This is a genomic window from Alteromonas sp. ABH4_456 (genome assembly GCF_056160645.1).
Genome location: NZ_JBSWXO010000002.1, coordinates 275,335 through 296,029, shown reverse-complemented (window position 1 = coordinate 296,029; position 20,695 = coordinate 275,335). Strand labels below are relative to the sequence as shown.

Annotated in this window: 15 protein-coding genes; 10 read left to right on the top strand and 5 right to left on the bottom strand. The window is 50.4% G+C overall.

The features are described 5' to 3' along the window. Window positions 1-118: 118 nt before the first annotated feature. Window positions 119-751, top strand: coding sequence for a nitroreductase family protein (locus tag ACXAG2_RS04345; protein WP_161599193.1), 633 nt, complete (start codon window positions 119-121; stop codon window positions 749-751). A gap of 61 nt (window positions 752-812) precedes the next feature. On the opposite strand, the gene ACXAG2_RS04340 is transcribed toward ACXAG2_RS04345, so the two are convergent. From ACXAG2_RS04340 to glpK, 3 genes are all read right to left on the bottom strand, one after another. Then, window positions 813-3,212: a TonB-dependent receptor domain-containing protein gene (locus ACXAG2_RS04340; protein ID WP_474864821.1), complete on the bottom strand. Its 2,400-nt coding sequence runs from the start codon at window positions 3,210-3,212 to the stop codon at window positions 813-815. Between the two features lie 378 nt (window positions 3,213-3,590). After that, the gene (locus ACXAG2_RS04335) at window positions 3,591-5,189 is read right to left on the bottom strand and encodes a M28 family metallopeptidase (RefSeq protein WP_474864819.1); all 1,599 of its coding nucleotides are present in this window, start codon (window positions 5,187-5,189) and stop codon (window positions 3,591-3,593) included. A gap of 108 nt (window positions 5,190-5,297) precedes the next feature. Then, complete coding sequence (gene glpK / locus ACXAG2_RS04330) at window positions 5,298-6,824, bottom strand: glycerol kinase GlpK (RefSeq protein WP_474864817.1); 1,527 nt, start codon at window positions 6,822-6,824, stop codon at window positions 5,298-5,300. 342 nt (window positions 6,825-7,166) lie between these two features. Between glpK and speA the strand changes: the two genes are divergently transcribed. Beyond that, window positions 7,167-9,083, top strand: coding sequence for a biosynthetic arginine decarboxylase (gene speA / locus ACXAG2_RS04325; RefSeq protein ID WP_474842000.1), 1,917 nt, complete (start codon window positions 7,167-7,169; stop codon window positions 9,081-9,083). A gap of 83 nt (window positions 9,084-9,166) precedes the next feature. Here the strand turns inward: speA and ACXAG2_RS04320 are convergent, their stop codons facing one another. After that, window positions 9,167-10,315 carry a serine hydrolase domain-containing protein gene (locus ACXAG2_RS04320; protein WP_474842389.1) on the bottom strand — a complete coding sequence of 383 codons (1,149 nt, stop codon included), beginning with the start codon at window positions 10,313-10,315 and terminating at the stop codon, window positions 9,167-9,169. Between the two features lie 224 nt (window positions 10,316-10,539). Between ACXAG2_RS04320 and ACXAG2_RS04315 the strand changes: the two genes are divergently transcribed. The 7 genes from ACXAG2_RS04315 to ACXAG2_RS04285 all read left to right on the top strand — a co-directional run bounded on the left by ACXAG2_RS04315 (window position 10,540) and on the right by ACXAG2_RS04285 (window position 17,663). Continuing rightward, window positions 10,540-11,178 (top strand): methylamine utilization protein, encoded by a 639-nt coding sequence (locus ACXAG2_RS04315; protein ID WP_474864815.1) that lies wholly within the window; start codon window positions 10,540-10,542, stop codon window positions 11,176-11,178. After that, window positions 11,178-13,511 carry a putative bifunctional diguanylate cyclase/phosphodiesterase gene (locus tag ACXAG2_RS04310; RefSeq protein ID WP_474864813.1) on the top strand — a complete coding sequence of 778 codons (2,334 nt, stop codon included), beginning with the start codon at window positions 11,178-11,180 and terminating at the stop codon, window positions 13,509-13,511. Before ACXAG2_RS04315 ends, ACXAG2_RS04310 begins: the two co-directional genes overlap by 1 nt. Continuing rightward, complete coding sequence (locus tag ACXAG2_RS04305; protein ID WP_474864811.1) at window positions 13,508-14,344, top strand: DUF3034 family protein; 837 nt, start codon at window positions 13,508-13,510, stop codon at window positions 14,342-14,344. Before ACXAG2_RS04310 ends, ACXAG2_RS04305 begins: the two co-directional genes overlap by 4 nt. Further along, entirely contained in the window at window positions 14,338-14,754 is a 417-nt protein-coding gene (locus tag ACXAG2_RS04300; RefSeq protein WP_474864810.1) for a group I truncated hemoglobin, read from the top strand. Before ACXAG2_RS04305 ends, ACXAG2_RS04300 begins: the two co-directional genes overlap by 7 nt. Before the next feature lie 112 nt (window positions 14,755-14,866). Further along, window positions 14,867-16,294, top strand: coding sequence for an Ada metal-binding domain-containing protein (locus tag ACXAG2_RS04295; protein WP_474864808.1), 1,428 nt, complete (start codon window positions 14,867-14,869; stop codon window positions 16,292-16,294). Next, window positions 16,287-16,757 carry a methylated-DNA--[protein]-cysteine S-methyltransferase gene (locus tag ACXAG2_RS04290; protein ID WP_474864806.1) on the top strand — a complete coding sequence of 157 codons (471 nt, stop codon included), beginning with the start codon at window positions 16,287-16,289 and terminating at the stop codon, window positions 16,755-16,757. Before ACXAG2_RS04295 ends, ACXAG2_RS04290 begins: the two co-directional genes overlap by 8 nt. Before the next feature lie 3 nt (window positions 16,758-16,760). After that, window positions 16,761-17,663, top strand: a complete 903-nt coding sequence (locus tag ACXAG2_RS04285) for a DMT family transporter (protein WP_474848517.1) — start codon at window positions 16,761-16,763, stop codon at window positions 17,661-17,663. A gap of 16 nt (window positions 17,664-17,679) precedes the next feature. Here the strand turns inward: ACXAG2_RS04285 and ACXAG2_RS04280 are convergent, their stop codons facing one another. Then, complete coding sequence (locus ACXAG2_RS04280; protein ID WP_474848515.1) at window positions 17,680-19,101, bottom strand: sensor domain-containing diguanylate cyclase; 1,422 nt, start codon at window positions 19,099-19,101, stop codon at window positions 17,680-17,682. A 234-nt stretch (window positions 19,102-19,335) separates the two neighbouring features. Between ACXAG2_RS04280 and glmU the strand changes: the two genes are divergently transcribed. Beyond that, window positions 19,336-20,694, top strand: coding sequence for a bifunctional UDP-N-acetylglucosamine diphosphorylase/glucosamine-1-phosphate N-acetyltransferase GlmU (gene glmU, locus ACXAG2_RS04275; RefSeq protein ID WP_474864804.1), 1,359 nt, complete (start codon window positions 19,336-19,338; stop codon window positions 20,692-20,694). Window position 20,695 lies beyond the last annotated feature (1 nt).

Here is a 20,695-nt window from a genome sequence, read left to right as displayed (position 1 = left end):
AACGAAATAAACACGGCAGCCATTCAGAACAAATTTCTGTGTTTTTAACTAATGTTAATTTCATCTTGTCGCTAACCGGTTAAAGTAGCCCCATCATCTACTTTACGGAGACACACCTGTGAGCTTAATTCCTGCACTTTCCCAACGCTTTTCGTTAAAACAATTCTCGTCACAAAAAGTCAGTGATGAAGACATCAACGGTATGACTGAAGCGGCCCGTCTGTCGGTGTCTGCTTTTGGCCTGCAACCTTACCGTCTTATCGTGATTGACGATAGAGACACGCTGAATGCACTGGCGGCGCACACCTTTGGTCAAACTCAGCTGCCAAGCTGCTCTCATTTGTTTATTTTTGCCAACGAAACTGAGATTACTGACAAAACGGTGGATGCATACTTTGACCGCATTTATTCTCAGACCAGCGCGGAAGCAGGTAGTCAGGCGGGCTACGCCGATTACATTAAGTCTTATTATGCGGGTCAGACACCTGAGCAAAAGGTACAGGTAGCGCAGCAGCAAGCTTTCATCGCACTGGGTTCGCTGATTGCTGAAGGGGCGCTTCGTGGTGTGGACACATGCCCGATGACAGGATTTAGTCCTGCCGGAATTAACAAGGCACTGGGGCTCACTGAGCGCGGACTGAATGCCTGTGTCATATGCGCGGCCGGTTACCGCCTTGAAGATGCTGTGGTGCCTGAGAAGGTCCGGGTGCCGGCAGATGAATTTACGCTGCGCGGTTTAGAAGCCGTTTAAAAAAGAATGGCCGGTATCGAAGGATACCGGCCATTTTGTTTTACGTTAGTGATGTTTTACATCAGAACTTCACGTTAACGCCTACCCACAGGTTACGGGCGCGGTCTTTGATGTTGTAGTCATCGAGGAATACGACTTCACTTACCACACCACGACCGGTGAGATACTCGTAATTGCCGTCACCATTCAAATCGTTGTATTCGGTGGTGTAAGACGTGAAATCTTCGTCCAGCAGGTTGTTGATACGGGCATTAACCGACACGTATTCAGTAATACGGTAACGGGCACCCAGCGTCATCAGCTGATAGTTTTTGTAGTACAGCGGCTTATCCAGTGTGCTGTCCCAGCCACGGTAGCGGTCTGAACGGATTTGCGACTGCAGATAAACACTGAAGTCTTCGGTCATATCCCAGTTTACGGTAATGTTCGCCATGTGCTCTGCAGTGTTGGTCAGTGGCTGACCGGCTTCAGGACCACTTTTCTGTTCGCTGTCCGTCCAGGTGTAGTTAGCGGTAACGAACCACTCCGGGCTGATCTGTACGCGTCCGGCCATTTCAATACCTTGCAAATCAACTTTATCAATGTTGATTTTCTGGCTGTAAGTCTGATAACCCAGCTGGTCGTAATCACCTAAGTTAACACAAGGGCGCACGCCGCCGGTGACTTCACAGCTGTAAACCGTATCACCGCTGGCAATTTTGTCTTCAAACTGTGTATTGAAGTAAGTCAGGTTGAAGTTATGGCCTGCATCGCTGTTCCAGTAAACAGCAATTTCACTGTTTACACTGGTTTCAGGTTGTAAGTCAGGGTTACCTGCGAACGGTGAGGTACCCTGACCACCGAATCCGGTGATACCGTCGTACAGGTCAGTGGTGTTCGGCGTTTTATAACCCGTGCTCACACCACCTTTAACTGTCCAGTTATCATTGAAGGTGTAAACTGCATAAATACGCGGAGAAACTTGACTGCCAAAGACGTCATGCTCGTCATAACGGGCACCGGCTGTCAGTGTCAGATAGTCATTCGGGCTCCAGTTGTCTTCAGCAAACAAAGACCACATTTTCTGTTCCTGAACACCACCGGCATTGCTGTCTTCCAGGCCAAATACGCCGTCAAGCAGTTCACCGTCGATCGCCTGACCACCAAGCACAATGTTGTGGTCGCCCATAACATTTGTCACAGGAATATCGACGCGCACGTCAAGCGTATACTGGCTGCTTTCCAGCGGACGCTTTGGACGCGGCAGGAAAGTATCTTCTGCCAGTGCTTTACGCTCTTCTTCTGTCATGCCTTCGTAAGCACCTGTACCGTCATACATTTCCTGCAGTAATAAACGTTCTGCTACGCTCAACGGTAACGTACGGCCATCGTTTGTCGTGTCTACGTGAGACAAGGCCACCATTGATGAGAAGCCGTCAAACTGGCCCTGGTGAGTAATCGACCACCACTCACGGTTGAACTCCTGGTCCGCAGCGTAACCGGCACGGGGATTAACCACACCACGACGATCTGCCCAGATAGACTCAATGTTATCTTTAGTACCCAGAGGATAAGAAATCGCACCGGTATCGATGTTGTAAGTCGGGGTGTTGTCGTAGGTTTGATTCGAGTTGTCGTAATCAAACTTGAAGCTCTGGTTTTCAAATGGCGTGAAGAAAAGCGTAAAGCCAAACTGTTTGCTGTCGCTGTCTACGGTTTTACCGCCGCTGCCGAAGCCCAGTTCACGGATATGGATATCGCCGTTAGGGTCCACATCAGGTGCAAATTCAGGGTTGGATGCCTGACGCTCGTACATGCTGCCCCGTACACCCAGTGTCAGCAAATCTTTGATTAGCGGGCCTTGTGCAAAAAAGTCAGTGGTGATGTCGTCACCGAACTGGTCGTCAGTCTGAATGCTGCGACCAAAGTTGATAGAGCCGGTCCAGTCTTCAGAGCGCTTTTTAGTGATGACGTTAATAACGCCGCCCAGTGCATCGGCACCGTAAAGAGTAGAAGCCGGACCACGGATCACTTCAATCCGCTCAATTGCTTCCATTGGTGGTACGTGACCGAACGCGTTACCGCCAAAGTTATTCGGGTAGATATCACCATGGTTATTCATACGAACGCCGTCAATAAGCAGCAGCGTATATTCGCCGGTAAGACCACGCATACTGACTGTGCCCTGGCCAGTTTTGTCGCGGGTCGTACCGATGTCGATACCTTCCTGAAATTGTACGGCATCCAGCAGTGTAATGAACTGACGTGACTGTAAGTCTTCCTGAGAAATAACGGAAATACTGGCCGGTGCTTCTGTCAGTTTTTGTTCGAAGCCGGTCGCTGAAATAACAATGTGTTCGATATCGCTGCCGTCCGGTGTAGCCGGCGCTTCACCCTGTGCAAAAGAAGCGGTATGAAAAAAAGAGGCAATGATGGCAGAGGCGAGCAGGGTGTAACGTGTTTTCACAGTTCCAGGTTTCATTGAGTCATATCCCGATTGGCGGTAAATAAATAATCCGTAATATAAAAATCGGGACGGAGTCTACCAAAGCGATTATCTAAATGCGAAACATTATTATTCGTCTTTAGTCTAGTGTTTTTACGTATCTTTACGTTTCTTTGCTTTAAATGTTGTGTATTGAATGAAAAAAGCGCAATTTTGTTGCTCTAATGCTGAATGGGGATTTCATTAAAGTAATCTAATGAATTGAAAGGTAGTGAATGTGAATTCTTTGCAGTGAAAGGCTTTTAGTGAAAGACTTTATCCGGCAAAAATTACCGGCAGGAGGCAGATAAGCGTAGATTGAGGAAGATAAAAGGCGCTCAGGGTATCACCGCAAGCGCCTGTGATAAGGTTGGGTTATTTTTTAGACGCTTCCCGGGCCTCTTTAAAGTCGGACTCACCGGTCCATTCCGGCCAGTCGCTGTTATTCGCCAGTTGCGCCATAATTTGACCAATCAGATCCAAATCCTGCTCTACGCCACCTAAATCCCATTCCGGCAGGTAGTCGTCGGCTGCTTTGTGATAGCGCTGTGCAATAAACGACGGGTCAGTGTCTCCCAGGCTCATGAACAGGTAAGACGGAATACCCTGTTTTGCCGCAGCAAAGTGATCTGAACGGAAGAACAAACCATTTTGCGGACGGGGATCCGGTTTCACGAAACGGCCCTGTGATTTGGCTACTTTCGCCACATAATCTTCCAGTTCCGACAACCCTTCGCCGTACTGAAGAATATAGTCGGTGGCTTTATTCACGTTCATGCCGTCAATGTTCAGAAAGGCCACAATATTTTCAGCTGGCACCGGCGGATTCAGTGAAAAGTGCTCAGCCCCAATCAGGCCGGTTTCTTCGGCAGTAAACGCGCCGAACATCATGGTTCTGGCATTAGGACGTTTCTCGCTCATTCCTTTCATTACGCGGGCCAGACTTAGTACACCGGCAACACCTGAAGCATTGTCTACGGCACCGTTTAAGATCACTTCCTTGCCATTTTCAGTGCCTTTTCCTAAACCATCCCAGTGTGCGTGCAGAGCAACCCACTCATCCGGTGTAGTGTGTCCGGGCAGGATACCGGCAACATTCTGCGACTCCGCCATTTCGAATGTGCTGTGCAGTTTGAGCGTGGCTTTAGCATTTAAATCTACGGCTTTGAAACCCGGTGCTGAAGCTTTTGCTTTCATTTCCCGGTAGTTAAGTCCCGCTGCTTCAAATACTTTTTCCGCAGCACGCAGATGCATCCAGCCCATCACACCCACTTTTGACTGGTTATTGTTGTCATCAATTAACGAGTATTTGGTGGTGGTGCCGCCAGCCTGTACGACTCCCCAGCCATAACCCGCCGGCATGGTTTCATGCACAATAAATACGGCTTCAGCACCCTGACGGGCTGCCTCTTCGTACTTGTATGTCCAGCGGCCATAGTAGGTCATGGCATTACCGTTAAAGAAGTCTTTGCGTTGTGAGGCGAAACCGGGGTCATTAACCAGCACGATAACGGTTTTGCCTTTTACATCAACGTCCGCGTAGTCATTCCAATGGTATTCCGGCGCGTTAATACCGTATCCCACAAACACAACGTCGTCATTCAGCGTGATATCAGCAGATATGCGCTCGGTACGGGCCACAAACTCAGCCCCGTTTTCGAAAGACTGATCGCCAATGGTCAGTGTCATATCCTGGTCAGCACTGATTTTCGCCAGCGGGACCTTCTGGATGTAACTGTCGCCGAATGCCGGAGCGAGCCCGATATTCTTAAACTGTGTGACCAGATAGTCGATGGTTTTTTGCTCACCGGCAGAAAGCGGTGCGCGGCCTTCAAAGGCATCGCTGGCCAGAATTTTTACATCTTCACGATATTTATTCAGATTCACCGCTTCACCCACAGGTGAAACCGGTGTGGCGGCAAAAGCACCGGTGGCAGTAAGAAGTGCACTGCCGAAAAAGAGCTGTTTTAACATGATTCCCGGAAATATTGTCTTTATAAGAGGGGACCAACACTACGCAAATCCCCTGTTTTGTACAAGCAGGAACAGGCTAACGGAGCAATGGTATAGACAAATGTTTATTTATTCCGATAGCACACTCTCTGCTTCTGCCATCATCAGCGTGGCTTTCACCGCTGCCTGCCAGCGGGCTTTACGTTTTACTCTTAAGGCATTGTTTGCCGCAGGCGTAAATGCAGAATCGCAGGGGTTCATACCTGCAAATGCATGTAAATCTGATTGCCACCCGGCTTGCAGGGCGGCCAGAAATGCGGCACCCAGCGCAGTGGTCTCCATGATTTCAGGCCGGTTCACCGGAATGTCCAGCGTGTCGGCAAGAAACTGACAGAACCAGCTGTTTTGTACCATGCCACCATCGACGTTTATTGCCGTCGTGCATATGCCGTCACTGTGTATCGCGTCAACCAGATCCTGTGTCTGGTAAGCCACGGATTCCAGCGTAGCGCGAACAATATGGGCATCGGTGGAACCACGGGTTAAACCGTAAATCGCGCCCCGCGCCATCGGCTCCCAGTAAGGTGCGCCCAGGCCGGTAAACGCCGGTACCACAACAACCTGATGGTCATCTTCTACCTGACTGGCCAGTGCTTCTGAGTCTGCCGCATGCTCAAGAATACAGAGACTGTCCCGAAGCCATTGCACCGCCGCGCCAGCCACAAAGATTGACCCTTCCATGGCATAACAGGCTTTACCGTTAATGGTATAAGCCACGGTAGTCAGTAAATTCTGGCCGGAAAATACCGGTGAATCGCCTGAATTCACCAGCGCGAAACATCCGGTGCCGAAGGTTGTTTTTGCTTCTCCGGACTGAAAACAACCCTGACCAATCAGCGCAGCCTGCTGATCGCCCGCCACGCCATAAACCGGCACTGCACAGCCGAACATGCTTTCATCAAGACAGCCAAAATCACCGGCGCAATCTTTTATTTCGGGAAGCATAGAAGCAGGCACACCGAATAAATCCAGTAACTCGTCATCCCAGGTAAGAGTATTGATATTAAAAAGGTTTGTGCGACTGGCGTTGGTGGTATCGGTAAGGTGGTGTTTTCCGCCGGTTAAACGCCAGATAAGGAAGCTGTCTATGGTGCCAAAAGCCAGTTCGCCCTTATCTGCTTTTTGCTGTGCACCCTCCACGTTATCCAGAATCCAGCGGATTTTGGTGGCAGAAAAATAAGGGTCACAGCGAAGGCCCGTGCGCTGATGCAGCCATTCTTCTTTGTCTTTCATTTTATTGCATTGGGATGCTGTGCGCCGGTCCTGCCATACAATGGCTGGATATATCGCTTCTCCGGTTTGTCTGTCCCATACCACGGTGGTTTCCCGCTGATTCACCAGGCCAATACCGGCAACGTGATAGTCTTCCTTGTCACTGAATGTCAGTGCTTCTTTCACAGTACTCAGCGTGGTTTGCCAGATATCTTCCGGATTGTGCTCGACCCAGCCCGGTTTAGGATAATGTTGAGGGTATTCTTCCTGCGCCGTGAAGACCGGTGAAAATTGCCCGTCAAACACGATTGTGCGGGTGGATGTGGTGCCCTGATCAATGGTTAAAATGGCGGGGCGTTGCGGATTATCTGCAGGGGCACTCATGCTACTTTCCTCGTGTTATCTCTGGCAGGCTTACGCTGAGCCTTTTCTATAACAATAGCTTACGGATGAGAACGGGAAAGCGATTTTTCTTAACATTTGCGCTTCAGAGAAATGTCGGTATGGTGAGAGACCGGCAGTTTGTTTTTTGGTCTGCAGCCAGCGTGCGTTGCATCATAATGCCAGTGAATAGATATTCGTTTTTTGTGACATAAAATTATGACGATTTTCATAGCACTGACTTACAAGACGATTATAATGGCGCTCCAAAATATGACGAATAATCCACAACTCGCCTTGTCCAGTATCTGAGACAGGGCGTTTAATTTTTTAAGGTGAAAACAATTGGCTGAGTGGAGCATCGAAGAAGCGGAAAAATTGTACGGCGTCTCACGTTGGGGCGGCGGTTACTTTACCATTGGTGACAACGGTAACGTGCATGTTACTCCTGTCCCCTCTGATCCCAGCATTCGAATTGATTTTAAAGCGGTAATTGACGAAATCCGCGAAGAAGGCGTGCAGTTTCCTGTGGTTGTACGATTCCACGATGTGCTGCGTTCGCAGGTTGCGAATTTAAACACTATCTTCCGCAATACCATTGCCGAGGCGGAATATAACGGTGAATACCAGGGCGTTTATCCGGTAAAAGTAAACCAGATGCGTGAAGTGGTAGAAGAAATCGTTGATGCCGGCGAACCGTTCAACTATGGCCTTGAAGCCGGCTCTAAAGCAGAGTTGATCACCGTACTGGCACTGAATACTAACGAAGATTCACTGACCGTACTGAACGGCTATAAAGACGAAGAGTTCATGAAGCTTGCACTGCTTGGCCGTAAGCTGGGTCGCCGCGTTGTTGTGGTGATTGAAAAGTATTCAGAACTCACTTTGCTGGTTAAAACGGCCAAAGAGCTGAATATCGACCCGATAATCGGCATGCGCTCAAAAATGACCGTTAAAGGCCGGGGCAAGTGGGAAAGCTCCGGTGGTGAAAGAGCCAAATTCGGCCTGACCATCGCTGAAATCTTAAAAGCAGCCCGTTTCCTGCGGGATGAAGGTATGGAGCATTGCTTCAAGTTGCTGCATTTCCATATCGGCAGCCAGTTAACAGACATCCGTTCTGTAAAAGAAGCCATGACCGAAGGCGCACGGATTTATGCTGAACTGCACAAGTTAGGATTCCCGCTGGATTATGTTGATGTGGGTGGTGGCTTAGGTATCGATTACGATGGCAGTGCATCAACCAATGAATCATCCCGCAACTACAACATGCAGGAATATGTCTCTGATGTTGTATACGGTATGAAAGAAGTATGCGACCTGGAAGGCGTGCCGCATCCGAATCTGGTAAGCGAAAGTGGCCGGGCGATTACCGCGCACCACAGCTGCGTAATTACTGAAATCGTGGGTGAAATCCGTTCAGATATGGCAGAAGTGGATGTGACTCCGGTAGAAGGTGAACATGTATTTGTCAGCAATATCCGTGAGCTGTCAGAAACCTTCGATGAACAAAAGAATATGCAGGAAGTGTTTAACGATGCTTCCCAGTGGAAAGAGCAGGCAATGGATGCGTTTAAACTGCGCGTACTGACTCTGGACGAACTGGGTAAAATCGAAACCCTGTACTGGCGCATCATGACGCGCCTGAAGGCTCACTATTCCACAGCGGAGTATGTGCCGGAAGAAATTCAGGGTCTGGATTACAGCTTATCTTCCCAGTATCTGGCTAACTTTTCTGTATTCCAGTCAGCAGCTGATACGTGGGCTATCGACCAGTTGTTGCCTGTCGTGCCGGTAACGCGCATGGACGAGAAGCCGGAGGTTAACTGTTCGCTGGTGGATATTACCTGTGACAGTGACGGTAAGATTGACCAGTTCACGGCAGGCCGCGAAATCACCGATATTCTGCCTATGCACAAGCTGAAGAAAGACGAGCCTTATTACGTTGGTCTGTTCTTAACCGGTGCGTACCAGGACGTAATGGGTGACATGCACAATCTGTTCGGTCGTCTGAACGAAGTGCACATCTTCAGCTACGACGATGATCCACAAGACTTCTACATCGAGGAAGTGGTGAAAGGATCGTCGGTGCAGGATGTACTGGAAATCATGCAGTACAACCCCCGCGCTATGGCGTCTGATGTGAAGCGTATGATTGACCGTCAGATTTCAAGCGGCAACTTAAACCCCCGTGAAGCGGTGAAATGGACTGACTTCTACGAAAATTGTTTAAGTGGTTATACTTATATGAAAACCCGCTCGTAAACAGCGCGGCATTTTAAGTAGATAAAGAAAAGGCAATGTTCCGGTGAACATTGCCTTTTTTGTGAGTGTTGTTTTTTCGCGGCTTACTGGCCGGCTGCCGGCCTGTTTTCTTCTGTCTGTGCGAGCGCTCTCTTCTCATCAGCCTGCTCAAAGTACCGGTCCCAGAACTCCGCTGTGGTGGAGTTAATCATGTTGGATTCGGCGTTCATCAGCATTACATAGCCGGCTTTGTATTCCGGTGAGAACGCCACATCAGCGCGGTAACCTTTTACCCAGCCACTGTGATAATTCAGGCGTTTGCCGTCAAAGTCGTAAATTCGCCAGCCTTTTCCATACCATGCGCTGTTAAGATGCTCCCGCCAGCCGCGACGGTAAACTTCGCGGGTGGTTTTCACCACCGGCGTGGTTATTTCTTCAATCAGCTCCGGCGGCACAACAGTGGGGAATTCCCCCAGCATAGCCTGCAGATAGATGGTCATGTCTTTAATGCTGGCGTTAACACCTGCTGCCGGTGCGAACCGGTAGTAATTGCTTTCAACCATGCCCTCACGCCACTTATCGCGGGCAATGGCAATGTGCGGTCTGGCCCAGCTCTCTGAAGCCATGAGTGCAGCTTTGCCGGCACTGGCCGTTTTCATTCCGAGAGGAATAAACACCTGTTCATCCAACTGACGGTGATAAGACGTATTTTGCATACCGAGATAATAGGCAATCGCTCCGAACATGGCGTTCTGGTAGGTATAACAGGCACCCGGAGCACACAACGGGTCGAGAATGGCGAGCTGTTGCAGCACCCGCTCCAGTGAGTAGTCGGCCTCTATTAAATTATCATAGGCGTTGGGCATAAAGCCGCTGGACTGACTGACAATGTGCTGTAGTTGCAGCGTATCCATGCCCTGACCGGTGAAAGGAATATCCGGTACCAGTTCGCTTACCGGCATGTCCCAGCGCATCTTCCCCTGCTGTACCAGCTTTGCAGTGAGCAGGGCGGTAAAAGATTTCGATACAGATGCGAGCCGGAACACCGTATCGCCGTCAATCATCTCACCGTTTTTCTTTGTGCGGCCGAACACGTATACCTTGGGCGTTTCCCCTTGCTGATAATACACAAAGGCATAGCCCGGCACGTTGTATTTAATGGCTTCCCGCTTCACATAGCGGGCATAGTCGTCCAGCCAGGCTTCATTTGCAGCCACGGCGACAACACATGAGCACGCCAGCATCAACGCCATGCATGCGCGGATAACCAATTTTGACAGGCCTGTAGACAAGTAAAACTCCGTCGTTTTATATGACAATTTCGTTCCGTGAAACTGCGCTATTATTTGCGCAGTATTATGCTTACGGGCAAAGATTTTATCAACTTTGACAAAATACCCTGCCACAGTTTGCGCGCTTTGACCCCATGGATTATGTTTAAAAGATAACCCATGCCCTGATGCCCGGTGCCGTGTTTATGCAGTTGAAAACCTTCGCGCTTACCTTAGCCGCTTACCTGCCGTTGATTACCTGCGATGTGCAGGCGAAAAACCTGACCATCGTCGACCCGGCTGGCAAGCCGGTGGTCAATGCCGTAGTCAGTATGACTTCTGGCAGCACTCCTTCAGCCGGGACAGCGATCATGGATCAGGTCGACAAACAGTTCGTGCCTCACGTGCTGGCCGTACCTGCCGGTACGTCTGTTACGTTTCCAAACAGCGACAATATCCGCCACCATGTATACAGCTTTTCGCAGGCGAAACCTTTCGAAATTAAGCTGTATAGCGGATTGTCAGCGGATCCTGTGGAATTTGATAAACCCGGTATCGTCGCGCTGGGATGCAATATTCATGACCAGATGATTGGGTACGTCTATGTTTATGAAAATGCCCGGGTATTTATCACTGGAAACGATGGCAGTGTTGTGATCCCCGACGGCGTTCAGTCCGTCACGTTATGGCACCCGGAACTGGATATTGTGCAAAGCCGGCAGGAAACGGTCAGTCTGGATGAGTCTGCCGGAAGTGAAAGCATTACCCTGACACTTAAAGCTGCCATTCCGGCTGAGCCTGTGAAAAAGTCACGCACTTTCGGTAGTAAGAAGTTCGGAAGCTGATGATGAGATCGTTGTCTCTGCGGCACAGCCTGTTTCGCATTCTGCTTGGCAGCACCGTGCTGACCGCAGGGTTAATTCTGCTGTCTGTCTGGAATGCCACTGACGACCTGGTTCAGCAGAATCTGGAAAAAGAACTCGCCATCGACACTAACATTTTGCAGCACATTGTTGAGGAACGCACCAAAGCCCTTTACGCATCAACCAAAGCGTTATCCACGGCCTATGAATTCAGAGCCGCATTTGCCAGTTACGATCCGCCCACCATCAACAGCGCCCTGCAGACTATGGATGCCAGACAGGACTTTGATTTTCTGGTGATGCTGAATCTTCAGGATGAAACGATTACTTCCTTTCCGGACGATATTCTGGTGTCAGCTGACCGCTCCTTTGGCGAACGCTACCGCAATATAGACCCTAGTGAAATAACCCGTGATTATGTGTTTATGAATGACACCTTGTACCACGCCGTGGTAGCGCCGGTGGCGGCACCGAGAGTTATCGGATATCTGGGGGCGGCGTTTGCACTGGACGACAACTTCCTCGCCCTGTTAAGCGAAGTGGTGCAGGCCGAAGTGATCATTACGTCCGATGACAACAGTGCCCGTGTGCTGAACAGCAGCCTTCCCCATGATTTTGCGGCAAGGCTTATTGTGCGCAGCGATCGGGAAATCAACTGGTTCCGGATCATGGCGCAGGATGAAAGCCTGTATGAAGTCAGAGAACTGGAATTGCCGGGAATTGACCATATCCCGGTCAAAATTCGCATCGCGCTGGATGTCAGTGAACAGTATCTGAGTGTGCTGGATCTGCAAACGGTGGTGATTGTGATTGCTCTGGGCATTATTGTGTTGTCGCTGGCTATTTCGATGGTTTTAGCCAAGCGGGTCAGCACGCCGGTAAACCAGCTGGTGACTGCTGTTAATGAGATAGCAGAGGGCCATTATCAGGAGCCAGTCAAGTCGGACGACAGAGTGTCAGAAATCGGCGAACTGGCCCGTGCATTTAACACCATGCAAGCCCGTATCCGCTCACGGGAAGATCACATTCTGTTCCAGGCTCAGCACGACATGTTGTCCGGGCTCTATAACCGGCATTTTGTTGAAGAAAAGCTCAATCTGCGCCTGGATGCAGGCGAGACACTGCAAATCCTTGGTATCAATATTATGGGGATCCGTACCATCAACGATTTGTATGGTTATACCACCGGAGACTTCTGCATAAAAACCATGGCGCAGAGAACCCTGTCATGGCCCGGCATGGCGGCCAGACTCGCTGGCGGTGATTTTCTCTTTGTCCCCGATGTGCCGCTGGATGAAACTGCTATCGATGCCTTTCGTCAGCAACTGGAAGCACCGGTGGAGTTCGACGGTCTGGTGATCCCCATGAAAGTCTTTTTTGCTCATTTAAGTTGCCCGTCAGACGGAGATACCACCGAAGAGGTCTTCAGAAAAATTAATATCCTGTCGGATGAAAGCAAGCAACATGATCACTGGCTCATTGCATTCAAAGAAGAAATGCAAACCAAGTATCTGCGCCGGCTTACTATTATCACCGAACTGAAAAAAGTGCTTACCGGCGACCAGACAGAGCTGTCCATGGTTTATCAACCCAAAGTCCACTTACAAACTAACCGGGTGTGCAGCGTGGAAGCACTCATCCGCTGGAACAGTGCAAGTTTGGGATTTGTGCCACCGGATGAATTTATCGGCATTGCCGAACAGGCCGGTCTGATTGAGCAGGTGACCACCTGGGTACTGGACCGCACTTTAGACGACCTTGCGGGATTCCGGCAGCAGGGCTATGTTTTTTCTGTGGCGATTAATTTATCCACTCAGGATATTCAGCGCCCTGAGTTGATGCAGAGTCTGGCTGAAAAGATTGCCGCTAAAGGGCTTACTCCTTCTGATGTGGAACTGGAAATTACAGAAAGTGATTTAGTGGAAGATGCGGCGCTGGCAATCAGGAATCTGAATACACTTAAAGCCATGGGCTTTCATTTTGCTATTGATGATTTCGGCACGGGATATTCGTCACTGGCTTATTTAAAAACCTTACCGGTGCAGACCATCAAAATTGATAAGAGCTTCGTGCTCAAACTGGCCAGCGACGACAGCGATCAGCAAATTGTGCGTACCGTGCTGAATCTGGCAGCGGTTTTTCATCTTTGTGTGGTGGCAGAAGGGGTAGAGGATGAACGCTCATTGCAAATTTTAAAAGACGGTGGCTGTGACATTGCACAGGGCTACTTCATCAGCCGGCCACTGACTGTACCCGCTATGTACGAATGGCTGGGTTCCACGCACTACGGTATACGACGAACGGAGACAACATGACATTGCTGCAACGGGTTTGTGTTTTGTTATTGAGTGTGTCACTGCCGGCGCTGGCCGGTTCCGGCAAACTCACCGGTACCGCCGGTCTGAATCAGGTTGAGGGCAGCGGCGGGGGCGGTATTGTGCCCTGGGCCACCTTGTCCGGCTACGACACCGACAGCGAAGTGTCAGTCAATGCCTTTCTCACCCGCGTGAATCTGGACGATTACCGTTTACAGGTTGCCGGCGCCAGTGTGTCACTGTATGACCGCGTTGAGTTATCTGTTGCCAGACAAACCTTCGACCTGTCCACCATCGGCGGAGATATTTCGCAGAACATCTACGGCGCAAAAGTCAGGCTGTGGGGTGATGTGGTGTATTCTGATTTACCGCAAATCAGTGCCGGTGTGCAGTTCAAAGAATTGCAGGATGATGCTATTGCCTACGCCCTCGGCAGTGCTGACAACACTGGTACCGACTTTTATGTGTCGGCTACTAAAGTGCACCTTGGCGCAGTGGCAGGTTATAACCTGGTGTGGAATCTCACCGCCAGAATGACAAATGCGAACCAGATGGGGTTGCTGGGCTTCGGTCACACCGCGGATGATGACTATGAAGTGATGATGGAAGGTTCGGTAGGGGTTCTGCTTAACCGCCATGTTGCTGTGGGGGCCGAATACCGGCAGAAACCAGATAACCTGGGATTGGGAGAAGAAGACTGGTGGGACGTATTCGTTACCTATATTCCTTCTAAATCTTTCAATGTCACCCTGGCGTGGGCAGAACTTGGCAGTATCGCCGGCGCACCGGATCAGAATGGCATTTACTTATCTCTCGGAGGCCAGTTATGGTGAAGTTGCTAACCGGTATTTTTACCCTGCTGCTTTTAAACGGGTGCGCCAGTCACAATCAGACACTGTATTCAGAGCTTGGCGGAAAACAGAAAGTTGAGGAGATTGTAAATAACTTCGTGACAGAGGTTGAGTATGACCCCGTTATCCTTCCTTATTTTAAAGGCAGTGATATTGACCGCTTCCGCGCCAAACTGGAGGAGCAGATTTGTATGGTCAGCGGCGGTGGTTGCAGTTACACCGGTGACACCATGGAGCAGGTTCATGCCGGTATGAACATTACCGAAACCCATTTCAATCACACCGTCGATTTGCTGATTAACGCCATGGACAAATCCGGCGTCCCTCACCCCCTGCAAAACCGTCTGCTGGCTGAACTGGCAAAGATGCGGGGTCAGATGCTGTACCGCTGAGTTGTAAACCCGGCGCCACACCGTTTATCAGTGAGTGCCGGTTTCGTCGCACCCGGATGATGAAAATACTATACACTGCCTGCTATTGAAGATAATGGCAGGAGCACCGGCTTTGACCGCCACACCGATACAACCCGAAGATACTGAACGTTTCCGTCAGGCCCGCCTGTCACGGGACAGCCGCTTTGACGGCCAGTTTTTCGTTGCGGTGAAATCCACCGGTATTTTCTGCCGCCCGGTATGTCCCGCGCGGCTGCCTAAAGAAGAAAATGTGGATTACTATTACCACGCCGCACAGGCAATGCACGCCGGATTCCGCCCCTGTTTACGCTGCCGCCCCGACAGTGCGCCTTTATCGGGTGCATGGAATGGTGTGAATACGACCGTAAAACGTGCAGAAACCCTGTTGAGTGCCATTCCCCCGCAACCGGTTACGACAATTGCTGAACGGCTGGGTATTTCAGAGCGTTACCTGCGCAAACTCATCAGTTCACGGCTTGGCATGCCACCGGCACAGTGGCAGAAATATCAGCAACTACTGTTCGCTAAACGGCTGTTACAGCAGTCTGATATGTCTGTGGAGTCTGTTGCCGCTGCCGCCGGTTTTGGTTCTGCCAGACGCTTGCAGGCTGCTATGAAACAAACCTGGTCTATGTCACCCAGCCAGATACGGGGAAGCAAAGCGTCAGATCGGGATGTCACTCCGGTAATCAAGGTTATGCTGTATTACCGTCCGCCTTACAACTGGGAGCATGTTCAGCATTTTCTTTCCGGCCGTGCCATAGCCGGTACAGAGACGGTGACTGATAACACTTACCGTCGAATATTCAGCGGCCCTGATGGTAAAGGAACCGTGGTGGCAGAGCATCAGCCGCAACGCTCTGCCTTTGCAGTTACGCTGGTCACTGATTTTCTGCAGGGAGCCAGATCCGTTCTGGATAACCTCAGCCGGGTGCTGGATTTACATGCCGACCCGCATTTAATCAATCAGGCACTGATTGCGGCAGGGATCCCTTCCGGCGACATTGTTCAGGGGTTACGGCTGCCCGGCGTGTGGAGTGAGTTCGAAGCCGGTTGTCGGGCGGTGCTGGGGCAGCAGGTATCAGTTAAAGCAGCAGTCAACAACGTGGCACTACTGGTGAACGAGCTTGGAGAGACTGCCGGAGAAGGCAGAGCATTTCCTTTACCGCATGCGGTAGCCGGTAGCGAGCTTGCTTTTTTACGGATGCCCGGTGCCCGGAAGCAGGCGCTGCGTAATCTGGCCGGCTTTTATGCTCAGGAGGATCGTTTAACCGGCGCTCAGGGTGACAAAGAAAGTACCTTACTGGCATTGAAAGGGATTGGTCCCTGGACCATTGACTATTTGATGATGCGGGGCGTGAGTGATCCCGACCGTTACCTGAGCGGTGATCTGATTGTCCGTAAGGTGGCAGACAAGCTCAATCCCGAACCGCAAAAAGCAGCGCCCTGGCGCAGTTACCTGACGTTACAACTTTGGCACATGGCCGATCAGCTAAAACAGGAAAAACCGGATGCATAATGAAACCCGCATGTATAACGAAACAACAAACAGCCCTTGCGGAGTGGTAGAGGTTACAGCCTGCGAAAAGGGGATAACCGCTATCCGCTTCACAGAGTCTGACGACATCGCAGAAACACCCTCTGCACTGACATCGCAGGCTTGTGCCCAGTTACAGGAATACTTTGCCGGTAAACGGACAACCTTTGATTTACCCTTGGCCGCAGCCGGTACCACCTTTCAGCAACAGGTCTGGCAGGCATTACTCAACATTCCCTATGGCAAAACCTGCAGCTACGGTGATATTGCCAGAGCAATCGGAAATCCCAAAGGTGTGAGGGCTGTGGGACTGGCCAATGGCAAAAACCCGCTGGCCATCGTTGTGCCCTGCCATCGTGTGATAGGTGCTAACGGTAAACTTACCGGCTATGCCGGCGGACTGAACAGAAAACAACAACTATTAGCTTTAGAAGGAGCGCTGTAACGCATGTCAGCCAGAGATACGTTCGCCCTGGTAATACTGGGGGCGATTTGGGGTGGTTCATTTATCTTTATGCGGGTGGCTGCACCTGAGTTCGGTGTATTTGCGCTGGTGGAAGTCAGAACCGTAATGGCAACGCTGATCATGTTACCGTTTTTGCTGGCCGCAGGAGGATGGCGGGATATCCGGGCTCACGGCTGGAAAATTGCTTTTATCGGCTTAACCAATACGGCAATACCCTTCGTGCTGTTCAACTATAGCAGCCTGTATCTGGAAGCCGGAATCAATGCCATTTTGAATGCCACTGCGCCTATGTTCGGTGCTCTGGTGGCACTGCTGTGGCTGGGAGATAAATTGCGCCTGTCTTCTCTGGCCGGACTGCTCACCGGATTTATCGGCGTGGTGGTATTGAGCGCACATAAAACCGGCAGCGGTGACGTAAGTATTGTGCCAATTCTGGCCGCCTGTTCCGCTACTGCCTGCTACGGTGTGGCAGCCTGCGCCATGAAAAAATGGTTAAGCGGTGTGCGTCCCCTGGTCGTTGCCACCGGCAGTCAGATATGGGCATCCCTCTTCCTGCTTCCGTTTTCCCTGGCAACTCTGCCCGAAGCCATGCCATCTGCCATTGCCTGGGTGAATGCGCTGGCGCTGGCAGCAGGCGGTACCGGCATCGCTTACCTGCTGTATTTCCATCTCATCGCCAGTGCCGGTCCGGCCAAAGCCATATCTGTCGGCTATCTGGTCCCTTTATTCGGCATCATCTGGGGAATATTATTCCTCAACGAAACCCTTTCCCTACAAACGATGACAGGTGGTGTGCTTATACTATTCGGGGTTGCGTTGACTACCGGTGTGGCAGGACGGCTGGTCCGGAACGGGAAAAAGCAGACTGCGGCAGAACGCCCCTGAACGGGGCGTTTCTTATTTAACTGATTAACTGCTTACACACACGGTTACTGCCGTCGCGCCGGGCCTGATACAAGGCATCTTCTGCGTTGGCTGTTAATTCGTTCAGCGGCTTACTGGATGCCGAGAAGGACACGCCAAATGAACCGGTCAGCTGAATTTGCGGTTGCATGTCGCTGGTGTCCATACTGGCAATGCCCGAACGTAAGGATTCAGCAATATCCATGGCTTCGTGGGGACCGGTTTCCGGTAGCAGTATTATAAACTCTTCGCTGCTCCAGCGGCCCAGAATATCTTTTGTGCGGATACTGGTCAGCAGATGGCCTGACACTTTGTCCAGCACCTCATCACCGGTATTACGGCCGTAGGTATCATTGATTGTCGGGAAGTTATCCACGCCCACTATAATGACGCTGACAGACGAGTGATTGTCGAGGAGGGTACGGTACTCAGCCTCCATTTTCTGGCGATCCGGCAAGCGCTGAGTGTTGCGAATGACCATGTCCGGCTGCATGTCTTTGCGGAAATAATACAGCAGGTGATAAATCATCAAAAACAGTGAGAACACCACAACCAGCAGAGTCACTACGCTGATGACAAACGCTTGTGAAATATCCGCCTGGCGTTTATTCAGCGGGCTCAGCAGGAATACGGTCCAGTTGAACTGGTTGAGTTTTACCTCTGCAATCAGATACTCCTGCTGATTGATTGTCACCAGCCGGTTATTCAATGCACGCTGATCTTTTACATCAACAGGCAGACTGGCGTACCAGGTCAGTTCATTCAGGTTGGTAAAATCGGAATATTCAGCCATCAGGTTGGCATCTGACGACAACATGATATCGCCTTTTTCATCCACAAACAAAAAGTCGTAGCCATACTGCTGTTTGTAGGAATCGAAGATGCTGACGAAGCTCTTCAGGCTTTTCCCTACACCGAAGAAGCCGAGAAATTCTTTCTTCTCGTTATAAATTTTAATATCGATATAAAAATGGGTGTCTTCCCACTTACCGATATCCGCCACACGGTCTTCCGGACGTTCTTTGTATTTGAAATACCAGCTTACTTCACCTTTCACCAGAGGAATGGTGGAGCCGTCTGAGTTGTACTGCATGCGGGCTTTTTCGCTGGCGATAAAGAAGTACAGGCCGAACTCTTCCTCAAGGCGGGAGAGCGCTGTGAAAATGTCTTCTTCGTTCACCTGATCTTTATCCATCAGTTCTACCAGTTCACGTGAATGGCCCAGAGCCTCAGACACATGAAGGGGTTTAAGTAACTGATTAACGATAAGAGAAATTGCGGGCGACAACGATTGCTGTTGCGCACGGCTTTGTTCCGCCACAATTTTATTTACACTGAAGTGAACGAGCGTCACGATGGCTATCACCACCACTGCAAATAACAGTAAAATACTGCGGTGAAGTGTCCTGAACGTTTTCACAGACTACCTGCTCTCCCTGGCCTGTTCTGTATAGATAGATGACTAAGATATGAGCGCGCAGTATACCTTTTCACCAATGAAACTACTACCCGGATTCGTCGATTCCGGGCTGCCCGATACTAAAGAATAACGCTTCCCCTGCGAAAATAACTGACGATGTCGCTGACTTGTCACCAGCATGTGGTTACACTAGACCGTCAATTTTTATGTGCAGCATTGTTTTAAGGATAATCCATGGCTTTTTCTGTAGTCGTCCTCGCCGCCGGTAAAGGCACCCGTATGAAGTCCTCATTACCTAAAGTCCTCCATCCTGTCGGTGGGATCCCGATGGTTCAGCGTATAATCAATACGGTTGAGGCACTTAATGCCAGTGCTGTGCATCTGGTTTACGGACATGGCGGCGATCAGCTTCAGGCAGCGGTAACGGGTAAAAATCTGAACTGGTGTTTGCAGGCAGAACAACTGGGTACAGGTCATGCGGTTCAGCAGGCTGTGCCTCACATCAAAGACGACGAAGATGTGCTGGTGCTGGTAGGTGATGCGCCGTTAATTCAGAAAGCGACGCTGGAGCGGCTGGCAGCGGTGAAAGCAGAATGCGATCTTGCTTTGCTGACCGTTGAACTCGACGACCCTACAGGTATGGGGCGTATTGTTCGCGAGAACAACAACATCACTGCGATTGTTGAGCACAAAGATGCCACTGATGCCCAGCGTGAAATTAAAGAAATCAATACCGGCATGATGATGATGGCGGGCAGTGATTTAAAACGCTGGCTGGGTAATCTGAGCAACAATAATGCTCAGGGCGAATATTATCTTACAGACGTTATTGCCATGGCGGCAGCGGAAGGCAAACAAATTCAGTCTGCCCATCCGGATGCTGTTGAAGAAGTGGAAGGCGTGAATAACCGCGCCCAACTGGCAGCACTTGAAAGAGCCTTACAGGCCCGTCAGGCACATGCGCTGATGATGGATGGTGTGACGCTGGCGGATCCTGCCCGTGTCGATATTCGCGGCGAAGTGATTACCGGCAATGATGTGGCGGTAGACGTTAACGTAATTTTCGAAGGCAAGGTAACGCTTGGCAGCAACGTAAAAATCGGTGCGAATTGTATTTTACGGAATTGTTCGGTAGCTGACGGTGCGGTAATTGAAGCCAATTCAATCATTGAAGAAGCGGAAGTAGGCGAGCATTGTACTGTAGGGCCTTTCGGCCGTTTACGCCCGGGCGCAGTGATGAAAGCTAACGCCAAAGTAGGTAACTTTGTGGAAATGAAGAAAGCCGTGTTAGGAGAAGGTGCGAAAGCTAATCACCTGACTTACCTTGGCGATGCTGAAGTGGGGGCCGGTGCGAATATCGGTGCAGGTACGATTACCTGTAACTACGACGGGGTAAATAAATCTAAAACGATCATCGGTGAAAATGCTTTTATCGGGTCTAATTCAGCGCTGGTGGCGCCGGTTACGATTGGCGAGGGAGCAACGGTAGGTGCCGGTTCAACCATCACGTCAAACGTAGAAGACAAAGCGCTGGCAATTGCACGCAGCAAGCAACGTGTGATTGCCAACTGGCCCAGACCGGTCAAAAAGTAAG

What these genes read in the sequence shown, in the direction of transcription:
- ACXAG2_RS04340 (WP_474864821.1), bottom strand. Translation starts at nt 3,212, where the DNA reads ATGAAACCTGGAACTGTGAAAACACGTTACACCCTGCTCGCCTCTGCC.
- ACXAG2_RS04310 (WP_474864813.1), top strand. Translation starts at nt 11,178, where the DNA reads ATGATGAGATCGTTGTCTCTGCGGCACAGCCTGTTTCGCATTCTGCTT.
- ACXAG2_RS04335 (WP_474864819.1), bottom strand. Translation starts at nt 5,189, where the DNA reads ATGTTAAAACAGCTCTTTTTCGGCAGTGCACTTCTTACTGCCACCGGT.
- glmU (WP_474864804.1), top strand. Translation starts at nt 19,336, where the DNA reads ATGGCTTTTTCTGTAGTCGTCCTCGCCGCCGGTAAAGGCACCCGTATG.
- ACXAG2_RS04305 (WP_474864811.1), top strand. Translation starts at nt 13,508, where the DNA reads ATGACATTGCTGCAACGGGTTTGTGTTTTGTTATTGAGTGTGTCACTG.
- glpK (WP_474864817.1), bottom strand. Translation starts at nt 6,824, where the DNA reads ATGAGTGCCCCTGCAGATAATCCGCAACGCCCCGCCATTTTAACCATT.
- ACXAG2_RS04315 (WP_474864815.1), top strand. Translation starts at nt 10,540, where the DNA reads ATGCAGTTGAAAACCTTCGCGCTTACCTTAGCCGCTTACCTGCCGTTG.
- ACXAG2_RS04300 (WP_474864810.1), top strand. Translation starts at nt 14,338, where the DNA reads ATGGTGAAGTTGCTAACCGGTATTTTTACCCTGCTGCTTTTAAACGGG.
- ACXAG2_RS04285 (WP_474848517.1), top strand. Translation starts at nt 16,761, where the DNA reads ATGTCAGCCAGAGATACGTTCGCCCTGGTAATACTGGGGGCGATTTGG.
- ACXAG2_RS04290 (WP_474864806.1), top strand. Translation starts at nt 16,287, where the DNA reads ATGCATAATGAAACCCGCATGTATAACGAAACAACAAACAGCCCTTGC.
- ACXAG2_RS04320 (WP_474842389.1), bottom strand. Translation starts at nt 10,315, where the DNA reads ATGGCGTTGATGCTGGCGTGCTCATGTGTTGTCGCCGTGGCTGCAAAT.